The organism is Streptomyces sp. NPDC059002, assembly GCF_042740435.1.
Lineage (GTDB): Bacteria > Actinomycetota > Actinomycetes > Streptomycetales > Streptomycetaceae > Streptomyces.
In genome coordinates this window covers 222,201-234,677 of the sequence record NZ_JBHYJI010000002.1, presented here as the reverse complement: position 1 = coordinate 234,677, position 12,477 = coordinate 222,201, and the positions used below count along the sequence as shown (strand labels likewise).

Annotated in this window: 9 protein-coding genes; 7 read left to right on the top strand and 2 right to left on the bottom strand. The window is 71.5% G+C overall.

What is annotated here, in order from left to right:
- Positions 1–115: 115 nt before the first annotated feature.
- Positions 116–979 (top strand): GyrI-like domain-containing protein, encoded by an 864-nt coding sequence (locus tag ACFWZ2_RS03005; protein WP_384540901.1) that lies wholly within the window; start codon positions 116–118, stop codon positions 977–979.
- A gap of 19 nt (positions 980–998) precedes the next feature.
- Here the strand turns inward: ACFWZ2_RS03005 and ACFWZ2_RS03000 are convergent, their stop codons facing one another.
- Both ACFWZ2_RS03000 and ACFWZ2_RS02995 read right to left on the bottom strand, forming a co-directional pair.
- A complete protein-coding gene (locus tag ACFWZ2_RS03000) occupies positions 999–1,832 on the bottom strand; it encodes an alpha/beta hydrolase (RefSeq protein WP_384540898.1) in 834 nt (277 codons plus the stop codon).
- A 136-nt stretch (positions 1,833–1,968) separates the two neighbouring features.
- Positions 1,969–3,186: an ROK family protein gene (locus tag ACFWZ2_RS02995; protein WP_384540895.1), complete on the bottom strand. Its 1,218-nt coding sequence runs from the start codon at positions 3,184–3,186 to the stop codon at positions 1,969–1,971.
- 190 nt (positions 3,187–3,376) lie between these two features.
- On the opposite strand from ACFWZ2_RS02995, the gene ACFWZ2_RS02990 reads away from it, so the two are divergent.
- From ACFWZ2_RS02990 to ACFWZ2_RS02965, 6 genes are read left to right on the top strand one after another with little or no spacing between them, the layout of a single operon-like run.
- Entirely contained in the window at positions 3,377–4,945 is a 1,569-nt protein-coding gene (locus ACFWZ2_RS02990; protein ID WP_384541259.1) for a sugar ABC transporter ATP-binding protein, read from the top strand.
- Entirely contained in the window at positions 4,942–5,946 is a 1,005-nt protein-coding gene (locus ACFWZ2_RS02985; RefSeq protein ID WP_384540893.1) for an ABC transporter permease, read from the top strand. Before ACFWZ2_RS02990 ends, ACFWZ2_RS02985 begins: the two co-directional genes overlap by 4 nt.
- The gene (locus ACFWZ2_RS02980) at positions 5,943–6,956 is read left to right on the top strand and encodes an ABC transporter permease (RefSeq protein WP_384540890.1); all 1,014 of its coding nucleotides are present in this window, start codon (positions 5,943–5,945) and stop codon (positions 6,954–6,956) included. Before ACFWZ2_RS02985 ends, ACFWZ2_RS02980 begins: the two co-directional genes overlap by 4 nt.
- Positions 6,953–8,167, top strand: a complete 1,215-nt coding sequence (locus ACFWZ2_RS02975; RefSeq protein ID WP_384540886.1) for a substrate-binding domain-containing protein — start codon at positions 6,953–6,955, stop codon at positions 8,165–8,167. The genes ACFWZ2_RS02980 and ACFWZ2_RS02975 overlap by 4 nt, the downstream gene beginning before the upstream one ends.
- On the top strand, positions 8,164–9,054 hold the full coding sequence (locus tag ACFWZ2_RS02970) for a sugar phosphate isomerase/epimerase family protein (protein ID WP_384540883.1): 891 nt from the start codon (positions 8,164–8,166) through the stop codon (positions 9,052–9,054). The genes ACFWZ2_RS02975 and ACFWZ2_RS02970 overlap by 4 nt, the downstream gene beginning before the upstream one ends.
- Before the next feature lie 50 nt (positions 9,055–9,104).
- A complete protein-coding gene (locus tag ACFWZ2_RS02965; RefSeq protein ID WP_384540880.1) occupies positions 9,105–12,245 on the top strand; it encodes a ThuA domain-containing protein in 3,141 nt (1,046 codons plus the stop codon).
- The last annotated feature ends 232 nt before the right edge of the window (positions 12,246–12,477 follow it).

Here is a 12,477-nt window from a genome sequence, read left to right as displayed (position 1 = left end):
GGTGACCCTTCGGATCCGCTCCGCGCGCACCCGACCTGATCGGGCACAGGATGTCGGGTCGGGCACCCTGGGTGCTGCCTAGCGTGGTGATCACGAACAAGGAAGGAGGCCGGGAGTGCTGGACCGGCTCAATGAGGCCATGGAACACATCGAGCGCCGCCTCGATCAGGCCATCGACGTGGCGGATCTGGCGCGGATCGCGACGACGTCGGAGTACCACCTGCGCCGGATGTTCTCGGCGCTCGCGGGCATGCCGCTGTCGGAGTACATCCGGCGCAGGCGGCTCACCGTCGCCGGTGCCGAGGTGCTCGCGGGGCAGGAGTCGCTGCTCGACATCGCCGTGCGCCACGGCTACGGCTCGGGCGAGGCCTTCGCCCGGGCGTTCCGCGCCATGCACGGCGTCGGCCCCGGCGAGGCACGGCGCACCGGCGCCGCGCTCGTCTCCCAGCCCCGGCTGACCTTCCGCCTCACCGTCGAAGGGAGCAGCAGCATGCGATACCGCGTACTGGACAGGCCCGAATTCACCGTCGCGGGCCTCAAGACCCGGGTGCCACTGGTGCACGCGGGACCGAACCGGGCGATCATCGACTTCGTCCGCGGGATCTCCCCGGGGACCCTGGAGCGCCTGGAGAAACTCTCCGACCAGGAACCCCAGGGCATCGTCGCGGTCTGCGACGATCTGGACCCGAGCCGCGCCGAGGGCACCGACCTCGACTACTACCACGCGGTGATCACCTCGGCGGACGTGCCCGATGACCTGACCACCCTGTCCGTGCCCGCGGGCACCTGGGCGGTCTTCACCGTCTCGGGTCCCGTGCCACGCGCCATCCAGGAGCTGTGGCGGGACGTGTTCACCGAGTGGTTCCCCTCGAACCCGTACCGCAGCCGCCCCGGCCCCGAGATCCTGCGCACCCGCCTGTCGGCGGACAAGGCCGAGGCCGACGCGGAACTGTGGCTGCCGGTGGAACGGGAGGGCTGACGCACGGACGCGGCCCCGCTCAGTCGAAGCGGCGCAGGAACGTCAGCGCGACGTCTGCGACCTCCTTCCACCTGCTGTCGAGGGTCAGCGCGTGGTCGCGTCCGTGCAGCTCGACGATCTCCGTGACGCAGGAGTTGCGCTTCTGGAGCTTGTACGCGCCTGCGGCGAGCGCCCAGGGCACGGCGTTGTCCTGGCCGCCGGAGATGATGAGGAGCGGGCCGCGCTGCGGATTGCGGGAGTCCGCCTTGGCCTCGGTGCGGGGGTTGAAGTTGGCCATGGCCGCCTGCATGGGCGGGGCGCACGGTGCGGGCACGGCGTACCGGTCGTAGATGGCCCTGGCCTCCTCCGCGCCGACGGCGTTGGCGTAGGCGTAGCGGAACTGCTCGTAGGTCAGGGCCTTGGCGCGCTTCCGGTTGGCCGGGTTGGCGATCATCGGGATCAGGGAGCGCAGCGTCGACAGGGGCAGGGCGAGGATGCCGCGGAACGGCGCGGGGTCGATCGCCACCGATGCGGTGGACAGACCGCGCCCCGCGAGGATCTGGGTGAGCATCCCGCCGACGGAGTGGCCGATCACGACGGGCTTGCGGTCCAAGGTGCCGATCAGGCCCGCGAGATGGTCGGCGACCTGTCCCACGGTCCTGCCCGCGATGGCCTCGGGGCGCTCCCTGGCCTCGGCCACGGTCGCCGGTTCGCCCGGCCAGGTCAGTGCGACCGGTGCGTACCCTGCGGCCTCGAAGTGCGGGAGCCAGTGGTCCCAGCTGCTGGCCAGCATCCACAGGCCGTGCACGAACACGGCGGGCGTGCGACCGGAGGCGTTGGCCCGGTCGATCTGCTCTGCGTCGGTAGCGGACATACCCTGACGCTACGGTCGCAAGTCCCCTGCCGTAAGGGGGAGTTGGCGGTGTGGCCGATACTGCCGTGTTCGCTTCCGGATCGTGCGGTCGGCGCGGCGCGAGGGGCCCGCGAGGCGCGGCGGGTGCGGTGCCGGGTCAGCGTGCCGCGCCCGCCAGGACCCGGTCCACCTGTCGTGGCGACAGGGCGTGCTCGACGGCGAGGATCCCGGCGCCGACCGCCGCGGCGTTCTCGCCGGTGCGGCTCGGCTCGATGCGCAGCACATGGGTGGCCAGGGGGTGCGAGCGGCGGTACACCGCTTCCCGTACGCCCGCGAGGAGCTGGTCGTGCACGGCGGCCAGCGCGCCGCCGACCACCACCGTGTCCGGGTTGAAGAAGTTCACCAGGCCCGCGAGCACCTCGCCGACCGCCCTGCCCGCCTCGCGCACCATGCGCACGGCGTCGCGGTTGCCGGACTTGACCAGGCGTACGACGTCGCTGCCCGATGTCGCCTCCAGGCCGAGCCCGGACAGCCTGCGGGCGAGGGCCGCGCCGCCCGCGACGGCCTCGAGGCAGCCGGAGTTGCCGCACCGGCACGGGTCCTCCAGGTCGCCGACGCGGATGTGCCCGATGTCGCCCGCGCTGCCCTGCGCGCCGCGGTGCAGCCGGCCGTCGGCGACGATGCCGCAGCCGATGCCCGTGCCCACCTTGATGTAGAGCAGATAGCGGGTGTCGGGGAAGGCGCGGCGCTGCTCGGCGAGCGCCATCACGTTCACGTCGTTGTCGACGAGGGCCCGCGCGCCGAAGCGGTCGGCGAAGAACTCGGGGATGGGGTACTGGTGCCAGCCCGGCATGATCGGCGGGTCCACCGGGCGGCCGGTGGAGAACTCCACGGGTCCCGGCACACCGACGCCGATGGACTGCAGCGCGTCCGGTGAGCGCTCGGCCTCCTTGAGGAGCGTGTGCAGGGTGCGCTCCACATGGCCGAGAACCGCCTGCGGCCCGTCCGCGATGGACAGCGGGTCCTCGCGCAGCGCGAGCGTCTCGCCGCCGATGTCCATGAGCGCGACCCTGCAGTGCGAGGCGCCCAAGTCGACGCCCGCGACGGCGTGTTCACGGGTGCGCAGGCGCAGTCTGCGGGGCGGCCGACCGCCCGTGGACCCGCCGTCGGCCTCCTCCGTGAGGAAGCCGTGCGCGATCAGGGCGTCGACGCGCTGCGACACCGTCGAGCGGGCGAGGCCCGTCAGGCGCGCGATGTCCGCGCGGGTCGCCGCGGCCCCCGTACGCACCAGGGCGAGCACCTCGCCGGGCGAGGACGGCGCGGCGGACGGCGCGGAAGAGGCCTCGGGAAACGGATGATCCGGCGCTCCAGACATGCAGCCACCCTAGGGACGAGTTTCGCTGCTCACAAGGCCGATGGTGTTCGACGATCGACCTAAGTCACCGTCAACTCCTGTACGAACAAAGCTGCTTGGGCCCTTGACAGGTCAAAGCTGCCTCATCACATTGCTCTGCAGACCGCTGCCGAAGGAGCCGAGGGTGCAGGCGATGCAGGCGACACAGACGATGTTGGCGATGCACGGCGTGTCCAAGAGCTTTCTCGGGGTGCGCGTGCTGCACGGCGTCTCGCTCGACCTCGCCGCCGGTGAGGTGCACGCGCTCGTCGGCGAGAACGGCGCGGGCAAGTCGACGCTGATGAAGGTCCTCGCCGGTGAACACGTCCCCGACGAGGGCACCGTCGTCCTCGACGGCAAGGAGCACGCCTTCACCCATCCCGCGCAGGCCCAGGCCGCCGGGATCGGCATCATCCACCAGGAGTTCGCGCTCCTGCCGCACCGGACCGTCGCGGAGAACGTCTTCCTCGGCCGCGAACCGACCCGCTACGGCCTCGTCGACCGCCGCGCGATGGCGGCCCGCACCGCCCGACTCCTGGACGAGGTGGGCGTGTCGGGCATCACCCCGCACACGCACGTCCGCGACCTCTCCGTCGCCCGCCAGCAGACCGTCGAGATCGTCAAGGCTCTCGCGTCCGACGTCCGCGTCCTCGTCATGGACGAACCGACCGCGCCGCTCGCCGACCACGAGGCGGGCCTCCTGCACGCCCTCGTGCGCCGCCTCGCGGACCGGGGCCTCGGCATCCTCTACATCTCGCACCGGCTCCGCGAGGTCTTCGACCTGTCGCAGCGCATCACGGTCCTCAAGGACGGCCGTCACGTCATGACGGTGCCCACCGATCGGACCGACCCCGACCAGGTCGTACGCGCCATGGTGGGACGGGAGTTGAGCGCCTACTACCCGCCGCGCGCGAGCCCCGGCGACCTCGGCGACGCCCGCCTGACCGTGCGCGGCGGCGGCAACGACCGCCTCACCGGCATCGACCTGACCCTGCGCGCGGGCGAGGTCACCGGCATCGCGGGCCTGCAGGGATCCGGCCGCACGTCCCTTGCGCGGGCCCTGTTCGGCGCGGCGCCCTTCACCGAGGGCACGATGACCGTGGACGGCACCGCGCTGCGCCCCACCACCCCGCGCCGGGCCATCCGTGCGGGCATCGCCCTGGTCACCGAGGACCGCAAGGCCGAGGGGCTCGCCCTGCGCCAGTCCGTGCGCGACAACGCCCTCCTCGTGACCCGCGCCGTCCCCACCCGGGAACGCCCCGTCGCGGCACGGGAGTTGACCGCACTCCTGGAACGCGTCCGGCTGCAGGCACGCGGCGAGGACCAGCAGGCCCAGTACCTGTCCGGCGGCAACCAGCAGAAGGTCGTCATCGCCAAATGGCTCGCCGCACGGCCACACGTGCTGCTCTTCGACGAGCCGACCCGCGGCGTCGACGTCGGCGCCAAGGCCGCCATCCACACCCTCGTCCGCGAGCTGGCCCACGAGGGCCTCGCCGTGCTCATCGTCTCCTCCGAACTCCCCGAACTCATCGGCATGAGCGACCGGATCCTCGTCATGGCCGACGGGCGGATCGCCGGTGAACTCCCGCCGGGCGCCGCCGAGGAGGACGTGATGCGCCTCGCCACCACGCGGCACGCGGCCGGGCCCGCCCCCGGCGGGACCGCAGGGCACGAGCCCGCCCCCGGCAGCACCGCGGGGGACCGCAGACCCGACCGGAACAGACCGGAAGGAGCCGGATGACCGGCACCGCCGTCGCGCCGCCGCCCACCGTCACGTCCGGCGCCCCGCGCCGCCGCGCCCGCCTCGCCGACCCGGCCGTCGGTATCTGGCTCGCCGCGGCGGCCGTCACCGCGCTCGGCTGGATCGTCGTCGCGGCCCGCGGCGGGGACTTCCTCACCACCGCGAACGTCGTCGGCATCCTGCAGAACTGCGTCGCCCTCGGCCTCGTCGCCGTCGGCCAGACCGCCGTCATCCTGACCGGCTCCCTCGACCTGTCGGTGGCCTACCTCATCAGCCTCGGCACGCTCGTCGCCGCCACCACCATGGAGGACGGCAGCGCCGTCACCGCGGTCCTCGCCGTCCTCGCGCTCTCCGCGGCCGTCGGCCTCGCCAACGGCCTCATCGTCACGGGCCTCAAGGTCAACGCGTTCATCGCGACGCTCGGCACCGCCTTCATCCTGCGCGGCTGGATCGAGGACACCTACACGGGCCCGGCGGGGCGGGTCTCCGCCTCTTTCCAGCATCTCGGCTACGACCGCGTCGGACCCGTCCCGGTCTCCGTGTTCCTGCTGCTCGCCGTCGCCGCCGCACTCTGGCTGATCACGCGCCGCACCCGCTTCGGACACCATCTGTATGCCACAGGGGGCGACGAACACGCGGCGCGCCTGTCCGGCGTGCGCACCCGGCGCACCGTCATCGCCGCGCACGTCCTGTGCTCGCTGTGCGTGGGCGCCGCCGCGCTGTTCCTCGCCGCGCGGCTCGGCGCGGGCGCCCCCTGGGCGGGCACCGAGGCGCGCTACGACCTGGAGTCGATCGCCGCCGTCGTGCTCGGCGGCACCGCGCTCGCGGGCGGCCGCGGGGGAGTGGTCGGCACCCTCGGCGGCGTCCTCGTCCTCGCCGTCCTCGACTCCGTCTTCAACCAGCTCGGCGTCGACCCGTTCTTCAAGAACGTCGTCCGCGGCGTCGTCATCATCGCCGCCGTCGCCCTCTACGCCCGGCGCGGCGGCAGGAGGCCCGCATGACCACGGCAACCGCTACAACTCCCGCCCTCCACCGGCGTGTTGTGAAGTCCTTGGGAACCGGAGCCCCGGTCTACGCCCTCCTCGTCGTGCTGCTCGCCGCCCTCGCGGTCACCGATCCCGGCTTCTACGAACCCGACCGCTTCCTCGCCTTCGTCAAGCGCGCGGCGCCGCTGGTGATCCTCGCCGCCGGGCAGTATCTCGTCATCGTCTGCGGGGAGTTCGACCTGTCCGTGGGGGCGATCGTCACGGCGGGCGTCGTCGCCGGGGCCGAGGTCTACGGCTCCTTCCCTGACGCGCCCTGGCTGCTCGTCGCGGCCGGGCTGCTGCTCGCGGGCGCACTGGCCGGCCTCGTGAACGGTCTCATCGCCACCGCGCTGCGCGTCCCCTCGTTCATCGCCACCCTCGGCATGATGCTGATCCTCGAAGGCGCGGTGTTCTTCTGGACCGGCGGTTCACCGCATGGTCAACTGCCGCAGGACTTCCGCCAGTTGGGTCGGGGCACGGCGCTGGGCTGGCTGCCCTGGGCGGTCCTCGCCTGCCTCGCCGCGGGCGCGCTCGCCGTGCTGCTCATGCGCTCCGACTTCGGCCGTACGCTGATCGCCACCGGGGACGGCGAACGCGCCGCCGCCCTCGCGGGGGTGCGGGTGCACCGGGCCCGCGTCATCGCCTTCGTCCTGTCCGGCGCGGCCGCCGCGCTCGCCGCGATCCTGGTCGGCGGCTTCTCCGGGGTGTCCGCGCAGGCGGGCCGGGGCTACGAGTTCGAGGCGATCACCGCCGTGGTCCTCGGCGGTGTCGTGCTCGGCGGCGGGCGCGGCAGCGTCGTCGCCGCGATGGCCGGCGCCTTCTCGCTGCAGGCCCTGTTCACCCTGCTCAATCTGCGGGGCGTGTCCGGCGCCCTGGAGTCCACCGTCCAGGGCGTCATCGTCATCGCCGCCGTCGGCATCGGGGCCGCCGACTGGTCGCGGCCGCGCCGCCGCCGTACCCACTCCTCGGGAGGCACACCCTCATGAATCCCCGCAAGGTCCGCAGACGCACCCTCGCGTCGGCCGCCGTCCTGCTGACGGGCGCCCTGCTCGCCTCGTGCTCCAGCGACACCCCGCCCGACGCGCCCGCCGCGGCGGGCGGGAGCACGGACTCCGGCGGCGACAAGCCGTCGAATTTCTTCGAACGGGCCGAGTACGAACGGCAGTTGAGGCTCGCCGAGGAGACGCCCAAGGGTCCCGCGGGCAAGCCCTGGGAGCAGATGCTCGAACCGCGGATGATCTCCACCGCCCCGTACAAGAAGAAGGACCCCGGCGACATCCACCTCTGCTTCTCCAACGCCGGGGTCTTCAACCCCTGGCGGCAGGTCGGCCTGAAGAACATGAAGGCCGAGGTGAAGCAGCACGCGGAGATCTCCGACTTCACCGTCCTCGACGCACAGGGCAAGGACGACAAGCAGATCTCCGACATCCAGGAGCTGGCGGGCAACAAGGACTGCGACGCGCTCATCGTCTCGCCGAACACCACCGCCACCCTCACGCCCGCGGTGAAGGAGGCCTGCGGCAAGCTGCCCGTCATCGTCTTCGACCGCGGTGTGGAGACGGACTGCGCGGTCACCTTCGTGAACCCGATCGGCGGGTACGGCTACGGCGCGGTCGCCGCCGACTTCCTCGTCGACGAGGTCAGGCCCAAGGGGAAGATCCTCGCCCTGCGCATCTCGCCCGGCGTCGACGTCCTGGAGACCCGCTGGTCGGCGGCGAAGCTCGCCTTCGACAAGAGCGAACTCGACGTCGCCGACGTGAAGTTCACCGAAGGCGACCCGGCCAAGACCAAGTCGATCGTCGCCGACGCGATCTCCCGGCACGGCTCCATCGACGGCGTCTGGATGGACTCGGGCGCCACCGCCGTCGCCGCCGTCGAGGCCTTCGAGGACGCGGGCGTCGACGTGCCGCCGATCACCGGCGAGGACCAGCAGGACTTCCTGGAGGCCTGGAAGGACAAGAAGCTCACCGCGATCGCCCCCACCTACCCCACGTTCCAGTGGCGTACGCCGGTCATCGCCGCCCTGCGCGTCCTGGCCGGGAAGCCGGTCCCCAAGGAGTGGAAGCTGCCGCAGCCCACCGTCACCCAGGCCAACCTCGACGAGTATCTGAAGGACGGCATGCCGCCGCTGCACTACGCGATGTGCGGCTGTCAGCGGCTGCCGGGCTACCCCGAGGACTGGGGAGGCAAGAAGTGACCGCCGCCTCCCAAAGGGCTGATGCCGTCTGGCAGTTGGGCGCCAACCCGTGGATCTGGCACTCGCCCGTGACCGCCGAGGCGCTCGCCGAGACGCTGCCCCGCCTCGCGGCCTTCGGCTTCGACTGCGTGGAGATCCCGCTGGAACGGCCCGACGACTGGGACCCCGCGTCCACCGTGAAGCTCCTCGACGCCACGGGCCTCACCCCCGCCGCCGTCATCGCCGTGATGCCCGAGGGCCGCGGCCTGGTCCGCGCAGACCCGGGGACCGTCCGCGCCACCCAGGACTATCTGCGCCGCTGCATCGACGCCGCGCACGCGGTGAGTGCCCCCGTGGTGGCGGGCCCGGTCTACGCGCCGGTCGGCCGCACCTGGCGGATGGACGAGGCCGCGCGTTCGGCGGCGTACGAGGAATGGCGTACGCACCTCGCGCCGGTCGTCGCCTACGCGGCCCGCGCCGGGGTCCGCATCGCCGTCGAACCCCTCAACCGCTACGAGACGAGCCTGCTCAACACCGTCGCGCAGACCCTGGAGGCCCTCGAAGGGCTGCCCGAGGAGTCGGTCGGCATCGCCCTGGACACGTACCACCAGAACATCGAGGAACACTCCCTGCCCGAGGCCGTGCGCGCCGCGGCGGGCCGGATCGCCCACGTCCAGGTGTGCGCGAACGACCGCGGCGCGCCCGGCACCGACCACCTCGACTGGCCCGGCTTCCTGGCCGCCCTGCGCGCGGCGGACTACCGGGGCGCCCTGTGCATCGAGTCGTTCACCGCGCACAACGACGCCATCGCCGTCGCGGCCTCCGTCTGGCGGCCCCTCGCCCGCAGCCAGGACGCGCTCGCCTCCGACGGCCTCGGGTTTCTGCGCCGCGCGCTCGCGGCCCGCTGAGTTTCCGGCATCCGGCACCCGCACCCCCGTCCACACAGAGAGGACCACTCATGAGCTGTCATGCTCGTGACATATCCGGTCTGAGAGGTCCACGAAGAGGGATCACCGCCGTGGTGACGGCACTGCTCCTCGCCGTGGGCTTCCTGCCCGGCACCGGAGCCACGGCGGCCGACAAGGCCCCCGCCTTCCGCGCCCTGCTCTTCACCAAGGCCGTCGGCTACGTCCACGACTCCATCCCGGCCGGCATCCAGATGGTCAGGGAGCAGGCCGCGCAGGAGAACTTCGAGGTCGTCCAGACCGACGACGCCACCGTCTTCGACGACGCGAAGCTCAAGGACTTCGACGTCATCGTCATGCTGCAGAACTCCGGCATGGTCTGGGACACCGAGGCCCAGCGCGACGCGATGAAGAAGTACGTGAAGAGCGGAAAGGGCGTGGTCGCCCTGCACAACACCCTCGACATGGGCGTCGAGGACTCCTTCCCCTGGTGGGACGACCTCATCAACGCCGGTGCCCACATGCCCGCCCACTCCCCGGGCGTCCTCAAGGGCACCGCCAAGGTCGCCGACCGCTCGCACCCCTCCACCAAGGGCCTGCCCGAGCGCTGGGAGCGCCCCGAGGAGTGGTACAACTTCGACAAGAATCCCCGCGGCGACGTGCACGTCCTGGTGACCGCCGACGAGACCACGTACAACCCGGGCGGTTCCGCGATGGGCGCCGACCACCCCATCTCCTGGTGCCGGGGCGCCGAGGGCGGCAGGGTCTGGGCCACCGCCATGGGCCACGACAAGGCGTCCTACACCGAACCCGCCTTCCGCGAGCATGTCCTCGGCGGCATCAAGTGGGCGGCGGGCAACGCCCCCGGCGACTGCGGCGGCACCGTCTGGTCCGGCTACGAGAAGACCGCACTCGACGACAACACCGCCGACCCCATGGAGCTCGACGTCGCCAAGGACGGCAAGGTCTTCTACGTCCAGCGCAGCGGCGAGGTGAAGATCTTCGACCCGAAGACCCACGCCACCACCACCGCGGGCAAGGTCGACACCTACACCGGCGGCGAGGACGGCCTCGTCGGCATGGAACTCGACCCCGAGTTCGCCGACAACCGCTGGATCTACCTCTACTACGCGCCCGCAAAGGCCACCGACGACGTCAACCGCCTCTCCCGCTTCACGGTCACGAAGGACAACACCCTCGACCTCGCCAGCGAGAAGAAGCTCCTCGACGTCCCCGCCTACCGCGACCGCACCTTCCCCGAGCCCGGACACACCGGCGGCGCCGTCGAGTTCGGCCCCGACCGCACCCTCTACCTCGGTGTCGGCGACGACACCCCGCCCAACCTCGACCCGGCCTGGCAGGGGTACGCCCCGCTCGACTGGCGCCCCGGCAAGCAGATGCTCGACGCCGCCCGCACCGCGGGCAACACCAACGACCTGCGCGGCAAGATCCTGCGCATCAAGCCGACCGACTCCGGCGGCTACACCATCCCCAAGGGCAACCTCTTCGCGAAGGGCACGGCCAAGACCCGGCCCGAGATCTACGCGATGGGCTTCCGCAACCCGTTCCGCTTCACCGTCGACCCCAAGACCGGTTATGTGCACGCCTCCGACTACGGCCCCGACCGCGGCGGACCGACCACGGAGCGCGGCCCCGAGGGGCTCGTCGAGGTCAACGTCATCAAGAAGGCGGGCAACTTCGGCTGGCCGTTCTGCCACGGCAACAACCAGGCGTACGCGCCCTACGACCCCGACACCCAGAAGGCCGGCGCCAAGTTCGACTGCGCCAAGCCCACCAATCCCTCGCCCAACAACACCGGACTCAAGGACCTGCCGCCGCTCCAGCAGCCCGACATCTGGTACGGCTACGGCGAGTCCAAGGAGTTCCCGGAGATGGGCTCCGGCGGCTCGGCGCCCATGAGCGGAGCCGTCTACCACTACGACGCGAAGAACCCCTCCCCGACGAAGTTCCCCGCCTACTTCGAGGGCGCGAACTTCTTCTACGAGTGGGCCCGCGACTCGGTGAAGGAGCTCCGCTTCGACAAGGACGGCAAGCTCCTGAAGATCAACGACTTCCTGAAGTCCGCGAAGTTCGCCAAACCGATGGACATGACCTTCGGCCCCGAAGGATCGCTCTACGTCCTGGAGTGGGGCAGCGAGTTCGGCGGCGGCAACAACGACTCCGGGCTCTACCGCATCGACTACGCCCAGGGCCAGCGCATCCCGCTCGCCAAGGCCAAGGCGTCCGCCACCAACGGTCCCGTCCCGCTGAAGGTCGACTTCTCCAGCGAGGGCAGCACGGACCCGGACGGCGATCCCCTCACCTACGCCTGGGACTTCGAAGGCAACGGCACGTACGACTCGACCGAGGCCAACCCCACCCACACCTACACCACCAAGGGGGACTTCAACGCCCAGCTGAAGGTCACCGACTCCTCGGGGAAGTCCGGCTACGCCAACATCCCCGTCACCGCGGGCAATACGGCACCCACCGTGAAGATCGAGACGCCGGTCGACGGCAGACTCATCGACTTCGGCGACAAGATTCCCTACAAGGTCACCGTCACCGACCCGGAGGACGGCACGATCGACTGCTCCAAGGTGACGGTCAACCCGGCCCTCGGCCATGACGACCACGAGCACCCCACCACCGACATCCCCGGCTGCGAGGGCACGGTCGACACCGGCGACCTCGGCGGCCACCCGGAGGGCGCCGACCTCACGTACGTCCTCAACGCCAAGTACACGGACAAGGGAGGTGACGGCACCACCGCCCTCACCGGCTACGGACGTGCGGTCCTCCAGCCCCGGCACAAGCAGGCCGAGTACCGCGACGACCAGTCGGGCACCCGCATCGTGTCCCAGGAGGGCGCCGAGAACGGCAAGCGCATCGGTGACATCAGCAACGGCGACTGGATCGCGTACAGCCCGATGAGCGTCGAAGGCGTGAGCAAGGTCGGCTACCGGTTGTCCTCGCCCTACGGCGTCGGCTCCATCGAACTGCGCGCGGACGCCCCCGACGGCAAGCTGCTCGCCACGACGCCCGTGCCCGACACCGGAGGCTGGGACACCTACCAGAGCACGCCCGAGGTCCCGGTGGAGGCGCTGACCGGCACGCACAAGCTGTATCTGGTCTTCACGTCCACCCAGGACAACGCGTTCGACGTCGACGCGGTGCAGTTCTCCACGTCATAGTCGGCGCGTCATAGTCCTGAGGTAGTAGCCAGGGGCATACGGAGGTCCGCGGGGGGGGCCACGGCAAAGAGCCCCCCCCCCCACCGGGCCCCCCCGCCCAGGCCCCACCCCCCCCCCCCCCCCAGGCCGGGTAGCCGGAGCCCCCCCCGGCGACCAGGGCGGGGCCCCGGAACAAGGCGGTTTGGTGGGGGCCGGCGCGGGGGGGGGGGGGGGGGCGCCCGAATTTTCGGGT